This is a genomic window from Gillisella vitis, assembly GCF_001541345.2.
GTDB lineage: Bacteria > Pseudomonadota > Alphaproteobacteria > Rhizobiales > Rhizobiaceae > Allorhizobium > Allorhizobium vitis.
This window is the reverse complement of sequence record NZ_LMVL02000004.1, coordinates 421,086-443,197: the sequence shown is the minus strand read 5'-3', so window position 1 is coordinate 443,197 and position 22,112 is coordinate 421,086. Positions and strand designations below refer to the sequence as shown.

Below are 22,112 nucleotides of genomic sequence, written 5' to 3'. Positions count from 1 at the left end.
ATTTGCCGTGGCAACGTCTACTACGACAACGACTGTAAGCAGTCTTGATGGTGTAACTGGAACGAGTGCAACGGATATCATTCTCCTGACCGCCCAGGTTTCGGGTGCTAACCTTGATCTTGGCGGTGGCAACGACAAGCTGATCCTTGGCAATTTCGATAACAACGTCACGCTGTCGAATGTCGAGTCTGTTTTGGGGGGCACCGGTGCAGACGAGATTTTCTACGATACCAAGGCTACCTCAGGTTACATCGACTTAGGCGCCGGCATCGACAGCCTGACCTTTTCTGACCTTGGCGTCACCGCAACCATCCTCAATGTGGAAACGATCGTCGCTGGCCAGGGCAATGACTATTTGACGATGAGCGCCCAGGCGCTCGGCACCTATATCGATCTCGGAACCGGTTCCGACCGGGTGATCCTCGGCAAATTCGATAATACTGTCACGCTGATTGATGTCGAGACGGTTACCGGCAGCACCAAGTCCGATATCGTGACGATGCAGAGTGAAAGCGGCGATCAGACGCGCCGTATAGATCTCGGTTCCGGCAACGACTATGTCAGCCTGGGCGATGGCGGCGGCACGGTCTATGTCTCCAATACCGAAACAATTGTGGCTGGCAGTGGCGACGACCGCATTCAGCTGAACAGTAAGGCTTCCAATTTCAATATTGATGCCGGTGAAGGCGATGATACTGTCGTTCTCAGCAATTATACCAATAAGCTGACAATCTCCAATGCCGAAAGCATCGTTGGGTCGAGTGGAAGCGATCACGTCACGATCGGGAGTGCGTTCACCGGCGGATATGTTTCCTTGAATGGCGGCAATGATACGCTCGTTCTGGGAAATTATACCAATTCCGTCAGTGTCTATGGCGTTGAAACGATCTATGGTGGCTCGGGCAGCGATTTTATCTACATGCAGGAGGCCAAGTCCGGCGGCTTGATCGATCTCGGAGCCGGCGAAGATACACTGGTCTTCAATGAAGACGGCGGCACGGTCACCTTGAAAAATGTCGAAAATATCGTCGGCAGTGAAACCAAGGACTACATCATTTTCAAAACGCAGGTAACCGGCGGCCTGATCGATCTGGACGACGATGGCGACCGTGTAACACTGGCCAAGTACAATAACACTGTCACCTTCGCCAATGTCGAAACCATTACCGGCGACAGTTCCAGCGACATCATTACGCTGACCACCGAACTGACCAAGGGCACGATCAATCTCAGCACCGGCATGGACAAGCTGACGCTGGCCGATGGTTCCAACACCATCAACATTTCCGGTGTCGAAACCCTGATCGGCGGCGATGGTGAAGACACGATCAGCTTTTCGGTCGCCTCGACGGGTGGCGAAATCGATCTCAAGGGCGGCGATGATACATTGACGCTTACCGGTTCCGGACGGACCTTGACCATTTCAAATGTCGAGACAATTCTGGGCAGTTCCGCCAGCGAGCAGATCCTTTACAAGACCCTGTTGACCGGCAATCTGATCTCGCTCGGCTCCGGTTCCGACAAGCTCACGATGGCTGATTTTGATAATACCGTATCCATCGCCGGGATTGAGACCATCGTCGGCGGCACCTTGACCGATCAAGTGTATATCACCAGCGCCATTACCGGCTCGCTGATCGATCTGGGTACCGGCGACGATACGCTGACCATCATGAAGGGCGGCACGGTCACGGCCCGCAATATCGAGAGCATCATCGGCGATGACGGCATCGATGTCGTCAAGTTCGATCGCGCCGCCCAAGGCGTCTATCTCGACCTGGGTGCGGGCAATGACAGCGTCACCTTCGGCAATTTCAACAATACTGCCGTGCTTCTGAATGTTGAGACCATCAATGCCGGCACGTCCAGCGACGTTATCACGCTCGGCACCGACATGTCGGCCGGTACGATTGACCTTGGCAAGGGTCTCGACCAACTGACGTTGAGCGATGAAGGCGGTACTCTGACGGCGACCAATATCGAAACGATCATCGGCGGTGCGGCAGACGACGTCATTACGGTTTCTGGAACCGTGACCACCGGCTTGATCGATCTCGGTGCTGGTGACGATACGCTGACGATCGGTGGAAATGCGACCGTGACGGTTCAGAATGTCGAAACGCTGGTTGGTGGAACCGGAACCCAGAAAATCATCCTGACCAATCTCTTTAATGGCAGTATCGACCTTTCCGACGGCGTTGATACCATCATCATGGCCAATGTTGCCGACGGCACGAAGAACCTCATCACGGTTTCCAATGTCGAAACCATCACCGGCGGTACCGGTTCGGATATGGTCGTCATCGGCACGGTCGGCGGCGCGACCATGATCGATCTGGGCGATGGTAACGATACTTTGAAATTCCAGGATAATGGCGGATCGGTGACGGCTGCCAATGTGGAGACGATCATCGGCGGGACCGGCGATGAAGTCATCCGGTTCAACGCGACGGTCACCGGTGTCAATATCGACCTTGGCGATGGCAACGACACTGTCATCTTCGGCAATTATGCCAATACCGCGACGCTTGCCAATGTGGAAAGCATTACCGGCGGCACCGGAAGCGACGTGTTTACGCTGGCCTCCGGTACGACTGGCATGACCCTCAATCTCGGCAACGGGCTTGACAGCCTGACGCTATCGGCTGAAGGCGGAACTCTGACGGTCTCCAGCATCGAAACGATTATCGGGTCCGGTGTTGACGACATCATTACCCTGTCCAGCTATATGACCGGCGGTACGATTTCGCTTGGTGCAGGCAATGACCAGTTCATCATCGGCGATGTCGGTGGCACAGCGACGGTGGACGGTGTCGAAACGGTGACCGGCGGGGCTGCCGCCGACCTTATCACCCTTGCCGATGGCGCATCGGGCTATATCAATCTGGGCGCAGGTCAGGACGGTGTCATCTTCTCGGCATCCGGCAACACGGTGACCCTGTCGGGCGTCGAAACGGTGACCGGGGGTGCGGGAGACGATACGGTCGAGTTTTCCGACGCGATAACGGCAACCACGATCAAGCTTGGAGCCGGCAACGATGTTCTGCAAATGTCAGAACTGGGTGGCACGGTCACCGTCACCGGGGCAGAATCCATCCTGGGCGATGTCGGCAGCGATGTCATCACCATCGGCGAGCAAGTGACGGGTGGTTTCATCAATCTCAATGCTGGCAGTGACCGCCTGATCCTGTCTTCCGCCAACAATACGGTGACGGTGGAAAATATCGAAACGGTGACCGGCGGCTCACTGATCGACAACATCACCCTGTCTGGCGTCTATACTGGTGGCACTCTGGATCTGGGTAGCGGCAATGACCTGCTGACGTTCGGCGATGCCGGGACCGTCACGGTCGCCAATGTCGAAACGGTGGCCGGTTCAACCGGCGACGATGTCCTGACTGTCAGCGGCTCGATCGGCGGGGCAACGATTGATCTGGGCGATGGCCAGGATACCCTGAGCTGGAGCGCCGGCCTGACGGCGACGGTTTCGAACGTCGAGACCATCAATGGCGGTTCCAATGCCGACATCATCACGCTGGCCACGCAATGGACCGGTGGATTTATCGATCTCGGCGATGGTTCCGACAAGCTGACCCTGGCCAACACAACCAATACGGTGACGGTGGCGAATGCGGAAACCATCATCGGTCAGTCCCTGGCTGACTATATCGCCATCAACAGCAGTACTTATAGTGGCTATATTTCACTGGGCGACGGCACGGACGAAGTCAAGCTGGCGTCCTCCTCGAGCACGGTGACAATCGTCGGCGTTGAAACGGTCACGGGTGGCTCCGGCGATGACAAGGTGACACTGGGTTCCCAGGTGACAGGCATAGAACTCAACCTGGCCGACGGCAATGACGTGGTCACGCTCGGCAATTATACCAACACGATCAGCCTTTATAATGTCGAATCCGTCACCGGCGGCAGCAACTCCGATGTGGTCTATATCAGGGACACGGAAATCTCCAACGGCCAGTATTTCATGGGTACAGGCGCGGATTACCTGAGCTTTGAGAAAGCCGTGACCGCGACCGTCTCCAGTGTCGAAACCCTGGTCGGCTCCGCCTATGATGATACGATCACAATTTCCGGCCAGTATACTGGCGTTGCGATCGATCTGGGCAGCGGTGAGGACAAGCTGACGCTCGGCTCCGCATCGACGCTGACCACGGTTAATATAGAGTATATCACCGGCAGTACGGGGGCCGATCTGATCGTGCTGTCGGGCAGCACCAATACGACAGTGGATCTGGGTGCCGGCAATGACACGATCTATATGGGAAGTGGTACTGATACGGTGACGGGCGGAGCCGGTTCCGATCTCTTCACCTTCACCTCCACAGACAAATCCAACACGTCGAGCCCGGACAAGATTACCGATTTCGTCAATGGTGAAGACAAGCTGGTGTTCAGCGGGTTGCTGAGCGGTACATTCTCTTACCTGGGGACATCGACGGCCTTGTCGGGTAGCGGCAATTCGGAAGCCTATTTCGTCAACGACACGGCAACACTCGTCGTCGATACCAATGGCGACGGGACGGCGGATATGCAGATGACCTTGTCCGGCAAGACCGCCGACAACATGTCGGCCAGCGACTTCCGCTGGAGCTCCTCCTAAGGTAGTGCTCCCCGGCCCTGGGTTTCTGACCTGGGCCGGGCAACTGTCTGTGTACGAGCATTGCACGGCATCGAAAACCGGTTCCCAGTGTTCGCTTCGCTGTTGTATCGTGGCATTTCCACGAATCGGAGACCTGCAATGATTGAAGTTCCGGTGTCCTGGGGTGAGTTGATCGACAAGATCACCATTCTCCAGATCAAGTCAGAGCGGATCACGGATGAGGCCAAGCGCGCCAATGTCGAACGCGAGCTGTCCCTGCTCAATGAACGGTTGAAGCCGGTGGCCGATCATCAAGGCGTCATCGCTATCAGCCGTGATCTTCTGTCGGTCAATACGGCGCTCTGGGAGATCGAGGACGATATCCGCGATTGCGAGCGCGACGGTGATTTTGGTCCTCGTTTCGTGTCTCTCGCTCGTTCGGTCTATGTCACCAATGACCGGCGCGCCGAGTTGAAGCGGCAGATCAATGTCGAGCTGGGCTCTGACATCATTGAGGAAAAGTCCTACAAGCCTTATGCTGCGGCCTGATTGATGGCGCATGGATCGTCCTCGGGCCATGCTTGGGATTTTTGACCTTTAGGCGAGGATGCATGAGCATCTTTGCGCCTGGATATGAAATGGCCGACGCGCCGATTTTGGGTAAACAGGGCCATGATGGTTCGGTGTTCCTGGCCTTGGATCAGGCCAATGGATGAAAGAAGAGCGCGTTATGACGACGCATGAGGTTTCGCAGTGCCGTTCGCTGCTGGCGCAGGGGCGCGTAGCTGAGGCCTTGCAGGGCTTGACGCGGCTTTTCGAGGCCCATCCAGATCATGCCGAGATCGCTCATTATTATGCGCTCGCCCTTCATCTTTCCGGCCGTTCCCCTGAGGCCGTTCCCGCTTTCGAACATGCTTTGCAACTTGCGCCAGACCAGCCCGGCCTGCTGCAAAATATGGTTCTTCCGCTGATTGCAGTGGGTGACCATCAGCGCGCTATCGATATGGGCGCTCGCGCTGTGGCGCTTGACGATAAGGCAGTTGGCACCTGGTCCAATCTGGTTTTGGCCCTGACATCGGCAGGGCGGTGGCAAGAGGCCCACACCGCAGCTCAACAGGGTCTGGTGCTTGAGGCTGACGAACCGTCACTGCTGGCTCAGATGGGCGTCATCCTGCTGGAGCTTGGCGACAGTGCGGGAGCCGAAACCCATCTACGCCGGGCGCTGGAGCTAAAGCCGGATGCCGAGGCTTTCTATAATCTCGGCGTGCTGTTGCATGGATTGCAACGCGAACCCGAGGCCTGTGACAGCTATACAAAGGCGCTGACGCTCGATCCCTCGCATCGACGCGCCGCCAATAATCTGGCGGCAAGCCTGCGCATTCTGGGCAATTTGAAGGGTGCGGACCGGATTCTCAAGCAATTGATCGGCAGCGGCGATGCCCCCGTTCACCGCTTTAACCGCGCCTGCCTGCAATTGTTGGACGGCCAATGGAGCGAGGCCTGGGCCGATTATGAGTTGCGCGATCAGGCCACCGGAAGTTCCGCCTCGCCCTTGCTGATGCAGGGGGCGCGCTGGCAGGGCGAAGTGCTGCAAGACCAGACGCTGCTGGTGTTTTATGAGCAGGGATTGGGCGATACCATCCAGTTTATCCGGTTTTTACCGCGTATTGCTGAGCGGGTTGGGCATGTGGTTTTCGTCTGCCAACCGCAACTCTACCGTCTGCTGAACCTTTCCGAACTGTTTGCCACTCCGTCCATCACGCTCTTGCCTGATGGTGCGGATCTGCCCGCTTACGCGGCCTGGGTGCCGCTATTGTCGCTGCCGGGTCTCATCAACCTCGTGCCGGAGGCGACAGGCCAGCGCGTTCCCTATCTCACGCTGGAAAAACCGCTTTTTGAGCGCTGGCGCGACTGGCTTGGCGGACTTTCTCCAAGGCAAGAGCAGGCAGCGAAACGGTTTCGCATCGGTCTGTCCTGGCAGGGCAATCCAAAGGCCTATGGGGAGCCGGGCCGCTCACTGCCGCTGGAACTCTTCCAGCCGCTTGCCGAATTCTCAGACGAAATTGACATCATTTCCCTGCAAAAGGGGGCAGGAGCCGATCAGTCGGCACCTGAGGGTTTGGTGCTGCACCCCGTTCCGGGTCTTGATGACGGAGCCGATGCCTTTGTCGATACAGCGGCCTTGATGGGGTCACTGGATCTGGTCATCACCTCAGATACCGCTCTTGCCCATCTTGCAGGCGCCTTGGGCAGGCCGGTCTGGCTGTTGCTGAAGAAAGCGCCGGATTGGCGCTGGGGTATGGATGGCATTCTGACCGATTGGTACCCGACCATGCGGCTGTTTCGCCAGGTGGAGGCGGGGCAATGGCAGCCGGTGCTTCAGGACGTGGCGCATGAGCTGAAAGTGTTGCTGTTTGCTGGCCGCGCCACGGAGGATGCGCCGGCTGAGGCCGGTGACGGATTGAACGAGGCGATCAAGCGCCATCAGGGCCGCGATTATGGCCGCGCCGTACAGCTTTACCGTCATGTGTTGACGCAGGATTTTCAAAGGGAACGGGTGCTCAACCTGCTTGGCATGGCGTGCCTGGAGGCCGGGGAACGCTCATCGGTGGCAGGGCGGCAGGCCATTCCCTTTTGCGCCCGCGCGGTGGCGATCCGCCCCTCAATGGCCGACCACTGGAGTAATTTCGCTATTGCGCTGGATGCTGCGGGGCTGGTGAACGATGGGATGCGGGCGCTGCGCCACGGGCTGCTCTACGATACCGGTCACGCACCGTGCCTTTTGGCACTGGCCCGGCGCGAAACTGCGTTGGGTGAGGCTGAAACAGCTTTGCGCCGCGCCGGCGACGTGCTGAAAGCCCAGCCACGCTCGGGCCATGCCCTGTCCGTTTATGCGGCGGCGGCGCTGGCACTTGGCCGGTTCAACGTGGCGGAGGAAGCTCTGCGACGCGCCTGCCGGATCGAGCCGGAACTGGCCTCGCATCACGTGCAACTGGGTGCGGTTCTGCTAAAAGCCAAGCAGCCGCAGGCAGCCGCCCGCGCCTGGGAAAAGGCTTTGACGCTTGACCCCGGCAATGCCGATGCCTGGAGCAATCTGGGTGTGGCGGAGCGCAATCACGGCTATGCCGATCTGGCCTGCTGGATCCAGAGACAGGGCGCGATTGCCAAGCCCGGCCATGCCGAATCCTGGAGCAATCTTGGCATCAGCCTGATGGATACCGGCCGCGAAGACGAGGCGATACTGGCCTTTGGCAAGGCCATTGAGGCTCGTCCCGGCTATGCCGATGCGGAAATGGCGCTGGGCATGTGTTTGCTGAACGAGGGCGATTATGCCCGTGGCCTGCCGCTTTACGAGCGTCGCTTCCTGGTGGAAATCCTCGGCATCGACCGTACCCGCGTTCGGCTGCCGGTCTGGCAGGGGGAGGATCTGGCGGGCAAGTCCATTCTGGTTCTCGCCGAACAGGGCTTTGGCGATGCGTTCCAGTTCGTCCGCTATGCCGCGCTTCTGAAGGCAAAAGGCGCTGCCAAGGTGATGATCGGCTGCCGCCGCAAGATTGCCACGCTGCTGCAAACCGTGCCTGGAGTGGATGGTGTCGTCTGCGAAAGCGACCCCGTCCCGCCGCTCGATTACCACGTGTTCATGATGAGCCTGCCGCTGCTCTGCAACACGGTCGTCGAGACGATCCCGGCTTTTCCCGCCTATCTGTTTGCCGATCCGCTTCGGGTGCGGCGTTGGGCAGGCTGGCTTGCGGCAAAGCCAGGCTTCCGCGTCGGCCTTGTCTGGCAGGGCAATCCCGATCCGCAGGTCGATAAGGGCCGCAGCTTTCCCTTGCAGGTGTTGGCGCCGCTTGCTGCCATCGACGGTGTGCGCCTGATCGCCTTGCAAAAGGGGGCAGGCGAAGAACAGTTGGATATGGTGGATTTTGCCGTCGAGCGACCGCCGGAGGATTTCGACAGCGGTGCCGATGCCTTTGCCGATACGGCAGCGATGATCATGAATCTCGATCTCGTCATCACCTCCGATACGGCGGTGGCGCATCTGGCTGGCGCGCTTGGCCGCCCAACCTGGGTGATCCTCAAATCCCATGCCGAATGGCGCTGGCTGCGTGGCCGCAGCGATAGCCCCTGGTATACGGCAAGCCGGGTGTTTCGCCGGGTGGCCAATGAAGTCGAGGCGGAGCCCTTTGCTGGTGTCGTCTCCCGTGTGGCTGAGGCGCTCGGCAGGTTGGTCGAGGGTGACAGGGCGCAGTTGTTCGAAACAGTCGAGCCGGTGGTTGCCGTTCCGGCCCAACCGGCTCCGCAGCAACGGCTGGCCGCCGCCATTCGCACCCATATGGCCGGAAATGTCACTGCCGCCGAGGCGACCTATGCGGCGCTGCTGCATGAGGACGAAACACGGGCCGAGGCGCTGCATATGCTGGGCGGGCTAGCGGTTGAGCGCCTGCATTATCATCGGGGCTATGTCCTGCTGCGGGCAGCGGCGGCCCTTGGTCTGTCCTCACCGATCTTCCAGACCAATTATGCTATCGCACTGCGCCATGTCGGCAAACAGGATGAGGCCGAGGCCTGCCTGCGCCAAAGCCTGGAGACCAGCCCCAGCGCCGAAGCCTATATGACGCTCGGTAATCTTTTGCGCGACACGGATCGCTATGGGCAAGCGCTGGAGGCTTACCGCGCCTCAATCCAGTTGCGCCCGGATCTGTCCAAGGCCCATCGTGGGCTTGGCAATGCATTGCGTGAAATGGGTCAGGTCGAGGAGGCAATCGCCAGTCTGGACACTGCACTGGATCTGCTGCCCGGCGATGTCGAAACCCTGATCGATAGGGCGCATGCGCATCTGATGGCGGGCAATCTGCCGCAGGGTTTTCGCGATTACGAGGCACGCTGGCAGGGCGCGGAAATGGTGGCGCGCTCGCTGCCCATGCCGCGCTGGACCGGCGAAGCGCTGCCGGACAAAGTGCTGCTGATTCACGGTGAACAGGGGTTGGGCGACCAGATCCAGTTTGCCCGTTTCGTGCGGCAGGCCGCTCTCAAGGTCGGTCATGTCATTCTGGAATTGCGTGAGCCGTTGATCGGCCTGTTTTCAACGCTGGTGGTGGAGAGGCACAACATCACCCTGCGCCGCCAGGGCGTCGATGCAATTGACGATGCCGATGTCGAAGCGCCGATCATGAGCCTGCCGCTGATTTTTGCAACCACACTGGAAACCTTGCCCGGACCGGCCAATTTCCGGCCCGATCCCCGCCGGGTGGCGGATTGGGAAGCGCGGTTTGCGCATCGTGACGCTCTTCGGGTCGGGCTGATCTGGCAGGGCAATCCGGTTGCGCGCGCCGACAAGGGGCGTTCGCCGCCCTTGAAAATGCTGGAGCCGCTGTTTGCTGTCGAAGGCGCGCATTTCATCAGCCTGCAATTCAAGGACGGGCTGGAACAGATGGCGGGTCTGGATTTTGCCAAGGCCATGCAGGCACCGGGGGCGGAGCTTGGCGATTTCGGTGAGACGGCGGCAGCGATTGGCGCGCTTGATCTGGTGATTTCCTCCTGCACCTCCACGCTGCATCTGGCGGCATCGCTCGGCGTGCCATGCTTTGCTTTGCTGAAATATGGTGCGGATTGGCGCTGGATGACCGGTCGAGACGATAGCCCCTGGTATCCGGGTCTGAAACTGTTTCGCCAACCGCAGCCGGGCGATTGGGCAAGTGTGGCCAAGGCGGTGGCAGAAGATTTCAAGCGGCTGGTGGAGCGTAAGTCATGACGAACCAATCCGCGTCGGGCGAAAGGTTGATCCAAGCCTTTCAGCTGCACAAGGCTGGCATGCTGGACGAAGCCATTGCCCATTACCGCGCCATTCTGGAGGAAGAGCCTGATCAGGTCGATGCGCTCAGATTGCTGGCCTCGGCGGAACGTTCGCGCGGCGATCTGGCGCAATCGCTGTCGCTTTATGCCCGGGCGCTCAGACTTGCGCCTGAGGAGAGCGATATCTGGTACAATCTCGGCAATGCGCTGGGTGAGGCCGGTCGTAAGCCGGACGCGCTGGAAGCCTATCAACGGGCCGCGCAATTGGCGCCTGACAATGCCGCCTGTTACGCCAATATCGGCGTAACCCATGCCGATCTCGATAATTATCCGGCGGCGGTTATCGCTTATCGTCAAGCTCTGGTGCTCGATCCGCAAAACCGCATAGCACTGCACAATCTTGGAAATGCGCTTGCCGAAGTGGGCGAGGCGGAGGCAGCGATAGCGCTGCTGTCCAAGGCGCTGGAGATCTATCCGACGTCCGCCGAGGCCCATTACAATCTCGGCATCAACCTGCTGCGGCTTTCCGATTATACCACCGGTTTTGCCGAGTACGAATGGCGCTGGCAGGCCGAAGGCTTTCCGGGAGAAGCACGTCATACTGAGATTGCCGATTGGAACGGGCGGCCGTTTCAAGGCAAACGGCTGCTGGTCCATGCGGAACAGGGGCTTGGTGACACGATCCAGTTCGTCAAGCTGTTACCCCTGGTCAAATCGCTTGGCGGCGAGGTGATCCTGCAAGTGCCAAACAAGCTGGTCGGGCTGCTGGCGGATGTGCCGGGCGCGGATCGGGTACAGGCAGAGAACCCGCCAGCAGGAACCATCGATTTTCAGGTGCCGCTGCTTGGCCTGCCGCATCGGCTGAAACTGACACTGGGCAGCGTACCGAAAGCCCGTGCCTATGTGCAGCCGCAGGTGGCGCGGGTTGGGCTGTGGCGTGAACGGCTGGATTTGAAGCAAGGCGAAAAGACTCTGGGCTTTGTCTGGCGCGGTAATCCCCTGTCTCCAGCGGAAAAAGGCCGCAGCCTTGCCGGTCCCGAACAGTTATCGCCCTTTGCGAGCCTTTGCGGTACGCGGCTGATTGCCCTGCAAAAGCTTGACGAGGCTGCATTGGAACCCGCCGATACGCCGTCGGGCTATAAAGTGGCGGGCCTGTCCTTCACGCTGGAACATCCCGGCCCGGATTTCGATGCCGGAGCGGATGCCTTTCTCGACACGGCTGCCATCCTCACCCAGTTTTCGGCCTTCGTTTCGGTCTGCACCGCGCCGCTGCATCTGGCCGGTAGCCTTGGCGTACCGACCATCGGCCTTTTGAAGAAAGTGCCGGATTGGCGCTGGGGTACTGACGGCAGAACGTCGCCTTGGTATCCGTCCATGCAGCTTTGCCGCCAAACCGAGGCGGGCGACTTCAGCGCCCCGATTGCGCAAGCGGTGTCGCTTGCCGAAGCGATTACGAATAAGTCCTGATGATCTTTTTCATCGCATCCGCCGTGCGCGACCAGGTATAGCCAGCAAGCTTGGCCGCGCCGCGCTCGCCACGGCGACGGGCTTCGTTGCGGTCTCGCCAGACCCGCTCCAGCGTCTCTTCGATCTCATCGACGCTGCTTTCTCCCCAGCCGGCCACGGAGCCGACACCAGCTCCTTCGCCAGCAACAGGGGTCTGGTGTTCCAGCGCATAGCAATTGCCGCCGTCGATCAAGTCGAGATGACCGGTATTGGCCGACAGAATCGTCGGCACGCCACAAGCCATGCATTCCATCGCCACCAGATTGGTGCCGCCTTCGGAACGGTTGGGGAAGACCGCCACGTCCATTTCCCGCAGGATTGGCGCCATCAGGGCGTTGGGGACAGAGCCGAGATCGAGGAACTGATGGGCCGCGATATCGTTGGCGGCAATCCAGGCGGATTGGTCGATGGCGCCCTTGTCATTGGTGGTGATGGCGGTTGCCTTGCCGGACCGGTTGAGCGTCAGGGCAAATTGTGGCCAGGGGCTGTGCCAAGCGGAAACCAGCAGGGCTTCGGGATGGCGTTTGGCAAACCGGGCAAACGCGGCAACCACCAGATCCTGCCCCTTGCGCAATTCCAGCTTGCCGCCTGAAAAAACCAGGAACCGGTCGGCCAGAACGCCTTGGCGCGGGCCGGGGTGAAACAGCGTCTGGTCGATGCCCTGGATGACGGTGGTGACGTTGTTGAGGCCATGGGCGCGCATGATCTCTTCGTTCCAGCTCGATCCGGCAATCACCAGCGGCATTGCTTTGGCTCTGGCTTTCGTGGCCTCCGACAGTTGTGGCAGTTCGAAGAACACCACGCCCAGTGTCGGGCTGCCGGAAAGCGCCACACCTTTGGGGCCGGGTGACATGGTGAAATCATTGCCGAGTCCGGCGAGAAGCGGGGTATTGACCGTCAGGGACTTTTCGCTTTGGGCGGCGATGCGGGTGGAAAGATCGGCGCTGGCCCGGAAAAACCCGCCAAGCGCCCGTTGCCGCAAAGGATCGACGACGATCTGGTCCGATTGCAACGGAAAGGACGTCACCGGCTCCAGCACCGGATCATTGGACCAGTTGAGCGCCAGGTTAAGGCCATAAATGCCCCAGCCGAAAAAGCTGGATATGCCCCAATGGATGATCACGGGCCGTCTGGGCGTCTGGGTCACGGGCAGCATATCTCCAAGCCTGGCGGTTTTCAGGGCGATTCGCCCCGGTTGCAAAAGCTTAACCTGATTTTCCGGGCGCTGGAACGGTGTGGGTCGCGTTATCAACGACGGTAAGGGAACTGTTTCTGTTTGCGACACGGATTCACGAAAATCCAGCATGGCGAAAGCTTCGGCTTCTACGGTCGGGTTGAATGGGTCCGTTCCCGGCTTGTGGGGCAGGGCGGATCCTCACGGAAAACTCGCCATGTGTGCTTTCGGCGATGGATGATGAGGTGTGTCGATGAATGCTGAAGACAGAGATCTGGCGGATGAGGGGCAGGCCAGATCCGCTCTTGCTGCATTGGCTCTTGCCACGCAAAAATTGGGCTTATCCCTCTCGGTCGAGCAATTATGCCGCGATTACGGCGATGAGGACTGCTTTTCGCTGCCGCAACTGGCCGAAATCATCCGCGATCATGGGGTAAAGGCCAAGCCGATCCGCATGAATTGGAAGCTGTTGAGCCAGATGGAAGGCGCTGTCGCCGCCGTCATTCAGCTCAATGACGGATCGCTTCTTGTCTTTGAAAATTTTGTCGATGATCCGCAGACGCCGCGCATGGTGTTTCGCGATCCCGCCGATTCGAAAGCCGCCCGGTTTGTGGTCGATGAATTGCGGCTGACGGAAAACTGGAGCGGCCATGTCCTGTTGATGAAGCGGGAGATTGCCGAGGCAAGTGCGCGTGAGGAGTTTGGCTTTCACTGGCTGCTGGCCCAGGTGATGCAGGACCGTCGCATGGTGCGTGACGTGTTCATTTCGGCCATTTCGCTTGGTGTTCTGGCGCTGGTGCCATCGCTGTTCTACATGGTGGTCATCGACAAGGTCATGGTGCATCACCGCTTGTCGACGCTGACATTGATGGCGGCTGCCATTCTGGTCGTGCTGCTGTTCGATATGCTGCTCGGCTATATGCGCCGAACTGTGACCGCCATCGTCACCGCCAAAATCGATGTGCGGCTGAACCTGATGATCTTCGACCGGCTGTCGCGTCTGCCCATCGAATTCTTCGAACAGAATGCCACCGGCGGCATCGTCCACCGGCTGGGAGAAGCCCGGCGGCTGCGGGCGTTCGTCACAGGCCAATTGTTCGGTTCGGTGCTGGACATGTTGTCGCTACTCGTGCTCATTCCTGTCATGTTTCTGCTCAGCCCCGGTCTGACCTTCTGGGTGTTGGGGCTTGGCGCGGTGATGAGCCTGGTGTTGTTTATCTATATGAAGCCGATTCGCCGCGCCTATGCGCAGGTGATGGGCAGCGAACACCGCCGCACCGCCATGCTGATCGAGATGATCAACGGCATCCGCACCGTGAAATCTCTGGCGCTCGAAGGCCGCAAGCGGCGCGAATGGGACCAGAAAGTCGCCGAAGCGGTCAATAACCAGACCAACCTGCTGTTTCTGGCCAACCAGCCGCAAACCTTGCTGGCGCCTTTGGAAAAGCTGATCTATGCCGGTTCGTTGCTGATCGGTGCTTATCTTGTCATCGTCAACGAGCATACAGTCATGACCGGCACGTTGGTGGCCTTCACCATGATTGCCATGCGTGCCACCCAGCCGCTGGTGCAGATGGCTGGTATGATGCAGCAGATGGAAGAGGCGCGCGGTGCGCTGCGCCAGGTTGCATCCGTCATCAATGCCGAACCCGAACCGCGCCGCGAACACGGGGTACGCCCGGAATTTTCCGGTCGGATCAGCTTCGAGGATGTGCGCTTTGCCTATGCGGGTACCTCTTTGCCAGCGCTCAACGCCATCAATTTTCACGTCAAGCCGGGCAATATCGTCGGGCTGATGGGCCGCAGCGGCTCGGGCAAGACCACGGTGACGCGGTTGTTGCAGGGCCTGCATCAGAGCTATTCCGGGCTGATCCGTCTCGATGGCGTCGAGTTGAAGGAAGTCGATCTCTATCACCTGCGCACCAATGTCGGCGTCGTGCTTCAGGAAAGCTTCCTGTTTCGTGGCACGATCCGCGACAATATTCTGATCGCCAAGCCGGATGCCTCGCCTGAGGAAATGATCGAGGCGGCGCAGCTGGCCGGGGCCGATGAATTCATCGAACGTCTGCCGCGCGGCTATGACACAATGCTGGAAGAACATGCCAGCAATCTCTCCGGCGGCCAGAAGCAGCGGCTGGCAATTGCCCGGGCGCTGATCGTCAACCCGCCGATTCTGATCTTCGACGAGGCCACCAGCGCGCTCGATCCGGAAAGCGAAGCGATCATCCTGCGCAACCTGAAGCGGATTGCTGAAGGCCGCACTGTGCTGATGATTTCGCACCGCCTGTCCTCGCTTGTCGATTGCGACCAGATCCTGGTTCTGGATCGTGGCCAGTTGAAGGACAGCGGCACCCATCACGACCTGCTGCGCCGCTCCGGCGACTATCGCCACCTTTGGAACCAGCAGAACCGCCACCTGACGACAGGAAAAGATCATGACGAAAACCTTGACGCTGTCGCCTGACGAGCATCGTTACGCGGTCCGTACGACAGCGGAATTCCTGTCCGAAAGCGCCAGCATCCTGCATCGCACCCCGCCTAAATCGGCGCGGATGACGATTGCCACGGTGGCAGCCCTTATTACCAGCGCCATCCTGTTGTCGGTGTTCATGCCGGTCGAGCGGGTGGTGACTGCGCGGGGCCGTGTTGCCTCGGAAGCGCCCAATACCGTGGTGCAGCCGCTGGAAACCTCGATCGTTCGGGAAATCCTGGTGCGCGAAGGCCAGGATGTGAAGGCGGGGCAATTGCTGGCCACGTTGGACCCGACCTTTTCGCGTGCCGACCAGACCACGGCCAGCCGGCAGATGGCCAGCCTTTCGGCCGAAGTCGAACGGCTCAAGGCAGAAATCGACGGGCGCGATTACCAGCCGCGTGATGGTGACAGTTTCGGCAAATTGCAGCGGCGGTTCTTTGAAGCCCGCCGGTCGCAATATGAAGCGTCGATGTCAACCTTCAAGGCCAAGATCTCTTCCCTGCAAACCACGCAAGCCCAATTGCAGCAGGAACTCACTGTCAATCGCCAGCGCCTGTCGCTCAGCGAGGAAAGCGAGGCAATGAAAAGCGCGCTGGTCGAGAAGAAGTATGCCTCCAGGGCCGATGGGCTGAAGGCCAAGGATTGGGTGCTGGAAGTCACCGGCACGATCCGCGAAGTCGAGGGCAAGCTGGAAAGCGGCGCCCATGACATTCAATCGGTGCAATCGCAGATGGAAGATCAGGCCCAGCAATGGCGCTCCGACGCCATGGGTCAGCTGGTCAAGCAGCAGGTGGCGTTGAATGCAGCCATCGAGGAGCTTAACAAGGCCGATAAGCGTTCCGACCTGATCGAATTGAAGGCGCCCGAAGACGCAACCGTGCTTCAGATCGGCGATATTTCCATTGGCTCGGTGGCGCAGACGGCACAGAAAATGTTCGTTCTGGTACCGAAGGCTGCGCGGCTTGAAGTGGAAACGGAAATCTCCACCCAGGATCAGGGCTTTATCAAGGTTGGCCAGCCGGTCGATATCAAGCTGGATGCCTGGCCGTTCGCCCGCTATGGCGGCTTGCGCGGTACGGTCCGGGCGGTCAGCCCCGACAGTCTGAAAGTCTCGCGCGGCGATGGCGCGGCAACGCAAGGCGCATCCGAGCGGACATTCTATATTGCCAAGATCACCATTGACGACCCGCATCTGAAAAGCAATCCGGCTGATTTCAGTCTGATTGCCGGGATGACGCTGGTGACCGATGTCGTCGTCGGCGACCAGACCGTGGCTGCCTATCTGTTTGACCGGGTTGTACCTGTTGTGAGCGAGGGAATGCGCGAACCATGAAGCAATTGCTGTCTTTTGTGCCCTTTCTTGTCCGAGGCGCGGCAATCCGGCAGGCTTATCGCCATGGCATGAAGAAGCTGGGAGCGGGCCGGATGCCGCTGGCCGCAAGCGCCCTGCGCAAGGCGGCCAAGGGCGGCCATGTCGGGGCATCCTATGAGCTGGCGCGGCTTTATGAAACGGGGCGCGGGGTGATTTCCGATCTGGCCGAGGCGCGTCGGTTGGCACGTTATGCCGCCGATGCGGGGCATGTCGGCGCCATGGCGCTGACGGCCCGGCTCTATCTGATTTCACCGCGTCTGGACATTCCCGCCTCTCCGGCGGCTGTCCGGCTCTATGGGGATGTCAGGCAACTGGTCTGCGAGCCTGAACTGGCCCGCGACTATGCGCTTCGCGCTCATGACCATGGTAATATCGATGGTTCGGCGCTGGCCGGTTATCTTCTGGCCTCCGGTATCGGCGGTGAGGTCGATCCGCATACGGCGCTGATCTGCTACGAGCCAGCGGTGACAGCGGGCAATGTGCGGGCGCATCTGGGCATGGGCACGCTGCTTGCCGGTGGGCATTTGGGCGAGGTGGATTATGCCCGAGCCCTGCCATACTTCAAATATGCGGCGGCGGCTGGCAATAGTACGGCGCGCCATTACCTCGCCATGCAATATCTGAACGGCCTCGGCACCGCACCGGACGAGGAGAAGGCGTTGCGCCTGCTCAGCGCCGCTGCCGCCAAGGGCTACCGCTCCTCTATCGAGGAACTGGCGAAATATTATCTCCACGAAGCCTTTCCCGAGCGGGATCGCGCCCGGGGCGTGCGCTGGCTGACGGCGCTTGGTCGTATGGGCGACAAGCGCGCCTGCCGTGACCTGGAGCGGCGCTATCGCCATGGCATCGACGTCAAGGCCAGTTCGGTGGAAGCGCTGATGTGGCTGGAAAAGGCGGCGTTGAAAGGCGATGTCGCCGCCCAGTTCCAGATGGCGGTGGTTGCTGCGACCGGTGCAGGCGAAGGCGAGGGCGATCTCAACCAGGCGCGGATATGGTTTGAAATGGCGGCTGAAAACGGCCATGCCCTTGCCATGGTCAATCTGGGACGGTTCCGCATGAAGGGCATTGGTGGCATCGTCGATCTCGATGGGGCGCGAAACATGCTGGAACTGGCTGTCGAGGCCGGTGAAATGGCGGCCTATGCGGTGCTGGGCGAATTCCACGCCTATTACGCCGATCCCTCGGATGTCGAGGCGGCCCGCGAGATCCTGATGCACGGCGTCGAAAAGGAAGATGCTGTCTGCAAGGACATTCTGGCGCGGCTGGAAGAAAAGCTGTTGGCCAAGGTTGCCTGAAGGCTAAGCTCGCCTGAAAGCCAAGGTCATTTGAAGGGTGTAGGCTTGCTCATCATACCCGAATTATGAAATGTCACAGTCGCGTTGATGCCGTCGTTGCGTGCGCATGCTACTCTCAGAAAGTGCATAGTGCCGGAGCGACGGCGTAACGGTAAGGAACAAACCGGCACTTCAAGCCTTTTGAGCCCAACTCTGACAGATCCGGATACGCATGACGACACAACAGATTTTGGCTTTCGCTGTCATCGGCCTGATGATGGTTGCCTTCATGTGGGACCGTATCCGCTATGATGTGGTGGCGGGACTGACGCTTCTCGCCGCGATCGTTCTTGGTCTGGTGCCAGCCGATAAGGCGTTTTCCGGGTTTAGCGATGATATCGTCATCATCGTCGGTAGTGCCCTGGTGGTCAGTGCAGGGGTGGCGCGATCCGGTCTGGTCGATGCAGCCATCAAACGCTTCTTCCCCAACCTGACATCGACCCGCGCCCAGATGTTGCTTCTGGTGCTGACGGTGACGGTGCTGTCGGCCTTCATCAAGAATATCGGCGCATTGGCCATCATGATGCCGGTCGCTTTCCAGTTCTCGAAAAAATCCGGGACGCCGGTCTCGGCCTTCCTGATGCCGATGGCGTTCGGCGCGCTTCTGGGCGGGTTGATGACCCAGATCGGCACCTCGCCCAATATCGTTGTGTCCAAATTGCGTGGTGAACTGACCGGCACGCCGTTCACCATGTTCGATTTCACCCCTGTCGGCGCGATCCTGGCGGTTGCGGGCGTGATTTTCTTGATGCTGTTCTATTGGCTGGTGCCCAAGCGCCAGAACCAGAACCCGACCTTGCAGGAAGCGCTGGGCAATTCCAATTTCTCCACTGAGGCGACCCTGCCCGAAGGCTCGGCGCTATCAGGCAAGCCGCTGCGCGATCTATTGAAAACCACCGCTGGCGAAGTGATCGCCACCGCCATCCTACGCGGTCATAGCCGAATTTCACCTTTTCCGGATATGGTGTTGAAGGAACAGGACACATTGCTGTTGGAAGGTCCATCCGATGCGCTTGACCGGCTGGTCAGCCAATCCGGGCTGAAACTGTCGGGTCGGGAAATCGGTTCGGGCGGTGAAATCACCGCCATCGAGGCGGTGGTCGGGCCGGGGTCGCCGCTGGAAGGCCTGACGGCCCGCGATGTTTCGTTGTTCAATACCTATGGCATCAATCTTCTGGCCGTCAGCCGCCGTGGCAAGCGGCTGAAGGAGCGGCTGGCGCATGTGGCGTTGCGCGCTGGCGATGTCGTCGTGCTTCAGGGCAGGCGCACAGCCCTGCCAGCCGTGTTGCAGACACTGGATTGCCTGCCGCTGGCCGAGCGCGAAATTCTGCTCGGCACCAGCCGCAGTGCGCTTATCCCTATTCTGATTCTGATTGCCGCGATGGGATCGACCGCAGTCGGTCTGGCACCGGTGCCAGTTGCCTTTTTCGCTGCGGCCCTGGCGATGGTGGTGTTCCGGGTCATTCCGCTCAACGATTTCTACCAGGCCGTCGATGGCCCGATCCTCGTCATGCTGGCGGCGCTGATCCCGGTCAGTGATACCCTGCGCAGCACCGGTGGAACGGATGTGATCGCTGGCTGGCTCGGCCATGTTGCCCATGGCCTGCCGCCTTATGGTGCGCTGGCGCTGATCCTTGTGACCGCCATGGCGGTCACGCCGTTTCTCAACAATGCCGCGACGGTTCTGGTCATGGCGCCGATTGCCGCCAGCTTTGCCCATAATCTCGGCTTCCGGCCCGACGCCTTCCTGATGGCGGTGGCAATTGGCGCCGGTTGTGATTTCCTCACCCCGATCGGTCATCAATGCAACACGTTGGTGATGGGGCCGGGCGGCTATAAATTCAGCGATTATCCACGCCTTGGCCTGCCGCTGTCGCTGTTGATCATTCTGGTTGCCATTCCGGCACTGATCGTCGTTTGGCCATTGAAATAATCAATGTCGAGGAGAGCCCGAAACGCCGAAAGCCTGCGTTGGCGGAACGCAGGCTTTCAAGCGGGGGACGGGGGTTTTAGGTTCGCGGGATTCACAACCGCTTTCCTGCACTCCTAACGGGCGATATCGGAAATGGTTCCGCCCAATCTGATATTTTTCAATTATTTTCGCGATCCTTTTTCAAGATCCCCTGTCACCGGACCATGCGTTCTCACCGGAGCTTGGGTTTTCCTTGACGCTTGGCCTTAGATATGGCCTAAGGCCAGCCAAAGGATTATCGCTGGAAGCCTGCCTTGAGCGTGGCTTTCACCGCGTCCAGATCATCAAAATGCGATGGCTTGGCTCTGCCCGATCCTCGCCTCCATGACCACGAGCAAAAATCATGACCACTTCCGGCGTCCGCGTCCGTATCGCTCCTTCACCCACCGGCGAACCCCATGTCGGCACAGCCTATATCGCGCTGTTCAACTATTTGTTCGCCAAGAAACACGGCGGCGAATTCATTCTGCGCATTGAAGACACCGATGCGACCCGCTCGACGGCGGAATTCGAGCAGAAGGTGCTGGACGCGCTGAAATGGACCGGCCTGACCTGGGCCGAAGGTCCTGATGTCGGTGGTCCCTACGGTCCTTACCGTCAGTCCGAGCGCAAGGACACTTACCGTCCCTTCGTCGACAAGATGGTGGCTGAAGGCAACGCCTTCCGTTGTTTCTGCACGCCCGCCCGGCTGGATCAGATGCGCGAGGCGCAGCGCGCGGCGGGCAAGCCGCCCGGCTATGACGGTCTCTGCCTGCATTTGAAGGCGGAAGAAGTCGATGCCCGCGTTGCTGCAGGCGAGCCGCATGTCGTGCGCCTGAAAATCCCGACCGAAGGCTCCTGCGATTTCCATGACGGCGTTTATGGCGACGTGTCGATCCCGTGGGAAAGCGTCGACATGCAGGTTCTCTTGAAGGCCGATGGCATGCCGACCTACCACATGGCCAATGTGGTCGATGACCATCTGATGAAGATCACCCATGTGGCGCGCGGCGAGGAATGGCTGGCCTCCGTGCCGAAGCATATCCTGATCTACACATATCTCGGCCTTGAGCCGCCGGTGTTTATGCATCTCAGCCTGATGCGCAATGCCGACAAATCCAAGCTGTCGAAGCGCAAGAACCCGACCTCGATTTCTTATTATTCGGCACTCGGCTACCTGCCCGAAGCGCTGATGAACTTCCTTGGCCTGTTCTTCATGCAGATCGCCGAAGGCGAAGAGCTGCTGACCATGGACGAGCTGATCGCCAAGTTTGACCCCGACAATCTCTCCAAGGCGGGCGCAATCTTCGATATCCAGAAGCTCGACTGGCTGAACGGACGCTGGCTGCGCGAAAAGCTGACGCCGGACGAATTCTTAGGCCGCGTTCTGACCTGGGCCAGCGAAAACGACCGGCTGACCGAAGGCCTGAAGCTCGCCCAGAGCCGGATCACCAAGCTTGGCGAATTGCCGCCGCTGGCAGGCTTCCTGCTGGCCAATGACGTTGGCTTGACGCCCGCCTCCTTCGGCGGGTTGAAGACCAGCCCGGCGGAAACGCTTGAGATCGTCACCACCGTTCAGGCTGATCTGGAAAAGATCCTCGAATGGAACGTGACAACCATCGAGGAAGAGCTGCGGGCCATTGCCGACCGGATGGCCAAGAAGCTGCGCGTCGTCACCCCACCGCTCTTCGTTGCCGTTTCCGGCAGCCAGCGGTCGCTGCCGCTGTTCGACAGCATGGCGCTGCTGGGCCGTTCCGTGGTGCGCCAGCGCCTCAAGGTGGCCATTCAGGTCTTGACCTCCATAACCGGTGCTGCCTGACAGCGAAAGCTCTCCCCCTTTATGAGGGAGGGCTTATCATAGCCGTTTTCAGCCGCTATGCTCCACAATTGATCCAAGAATTTCGTGCCC

General features: G+C 59.6%; 10 protein-coding genes. 9 read left to right on the top strand and 1 reads right to left on the bottom strand.

Annotated elements, in window-relative coordinates; all coding sequences use genetic code 11:
* Nucleotides 1-7 precede the first annotated feature (7 nt).
* The 4 genes from ASB66_RS16765 to ASB66_RS16750 all read left to right on the top strand — a co-directional run bounded on the left by ASB66_RS16765 (nt 8) and on the right by ASB66_RS16750 (nt 11,860).
* Nucleotides 8-4,621, top strand: a complete 4,614-nt coding sequence (locus tag ASB66_RS16765) for a beta strand repeat-containing protein (protein WP_114386741.1) — start codon at nt 8-10, stop codon at nt 4,619-4,621.
* Nucleotides 4,622-4,759: 138 nt separating this feature from the next.
* Nucleotides 4,760-5,149, top strand: coding sequence for a DUF6165 family protein (locus ASB66_RS16760; protein ID WP_060718357.1), 390 nt, complete (start codon nt 4,760-4,762; stop codon nt 5,147-5,149).
* Between the two features lie 181 nt (nt 5,150-5,330).
* Nucleotides 5,331-10,352, top strand: coding sequence for a tetratricopeptide repeat protein (locus ASB66_RS16755; protein ID WP_060718356.1), 5,022 nt, complete (start codon nt 5,331-5,333; stop codon nt 10,350-10,352).
* A complete protein-coding gene (locus ASB66_RS16750) occupies nt 10,349-11,860 on the top strand; it encodes a tetratricopeptide repeat protein (protein ID WP_114386739.1) in 1,512 nt (503 codons plus the stop codon). Before ASB66_RS16755 ends, ASB66_RS16750 begins: the two co-directional genes overlap by 4 nt.
* Here ASB66_RS16750 and ASB66_RS16745 read toward each other — a convergent pair.
* Entirely contained in the window at nt 11,844-13,046 is a 1,203-nt protein-coding gene (locus tag ASB66_RS16745) for a glycosyltransferase family 4 protein (protein ID WP_158544224.1), read from the bottom strand. The genes ASB66_RS16750 and ASB66_RS16745 overlap by 17 nt on opposite strands.
* Before the next feature lie 280 nt (nt 13,047-13,326).
* Here ASB66_RS16745 and ASB66_RS16740 point away from each other — a divergent pair, with 280 nt between their 5' ends.
* The 5 genes from ASB66_RS16740 (at nt 13,327) to gltX (ending at nt 22,022) form a co-directional block, all read left to right on the top strand.
* Nucleotides 13,327-15,537 (top strand): peptidase domain-containing ABC transporter, encoded by a 2,211-nt coding sequence (locus ASB66_RS16740; protein ID WP_060718353.1) that lies wholly within the window; start codon nt 13,327-13,329, stop codon nt 15,535-15,537.
* Nucleotides 15,509-16,879, top strand: coding sequence for an HlyD family type I secretion periplasmic adaptor subunit (locus tag ASB66_RS16735; protein ID WP_060718352.1), 1,371 nt, complete (start codon nt 15,509-15,511; stop codon nt 16,877-16,879). The genes ASB66_RS16740 and ASB66_RS16735 overlap by 29 nt, the downstream gene beginning before the upstream one ends.
* A complete protein-coding gene (locus ASB66_RS16730; RefSeq protein WP_060718351.1) occupies nt 16,876-18,213 on the top strand; it encodes a tetratricopeptide repeat protein in 1,338 nt (445 codons plus the stop codon). Before ASB66_RS16735 ends, ASB66_RS16730 begins: the two co-directional genes overlap by 4 nt.
* Before the next feature lie 211 nt (nt 18,214-18,424).
* Complete coding sequence (locus ASB66_RS16725) at nt 18,425-20,185, top strand: SLC13 family permease (protein ID WP_060718350.1); 1,761 nt, start codon at nt 18,425-18,427, stop codon at nt 20,183-20,185.
* A gap of 382 nt (nt 20,186-20,567) precedes the next feature.
* Nucleotides 20,568-22,022: a glutamate--tRNA ligase gene (gltX, locus tag ASB66_RS16720; protein ID WP_060718349.1), complete on the top strand. Its 1,455-nt coding sequence runs from the start codon at nt 20,568-20,570 to the stop codon at nt 22,020-22,022.
* Nucleotides 22,023-22,112 lie beyond the last annotated feature (90 nt).

Coding starts and splice junctions, on each gene's coding strand:
- ASB66_RS16760 (WP_060718357.1), top strand. CDS start 4,760: ATGATTGAAGTTCCGGTGTCCTGGGGTGAGTTGATCGACAAGATCACC.
- ASB66_RS16755 (WP_060718356.1), top strand. CDS start 5,331: ATGACGACGCATGAGGTTTCGCAGTGCCGTTCGCTGCTGGCGCAGGGG.
- ASB66_RS16750 (WP_114386739.1), top strand. CDS start 10,349: ATGACGAACCAATCCGCGTCGGGCGAAAGGTTGATCCAAGCCTTTCAG.
- ASB66_RS16740 (WP_060718353.1), top strand. CDS start 13,327: ATGAATGCTGAAGACAGAGATCTGGCGGATGAGGGGCAGGCCAGATCC.
- ASB66_RS16735 (WP_060718352.1), top strand. CDS start 15,509: ATGACGAAAACCTTGACGCTGTCGCCTGACGAGCATCGTTACGCGGTC.
- ASB66_RS16730 (WP_060718351.1), top strand. CDS start 16,876: ATGAAGCAATTGCTGTCTTTTGTGCCCTTTCTTGTCCGAGGCGCGGCA.
- ASB66_RS16725 (WP_060718350.1), top strand. CDS start 18,425: ATGACGACACAACAGATTTTGGCTTTCGCTGTCATCGGCCTGATGATG.
- gltX (WP_060718349.1), top strand. CDS start 20,568: ATGACCACTTCCGGCGTCCGCGTCCGTATCGCTCCTTCACCCACCGGC.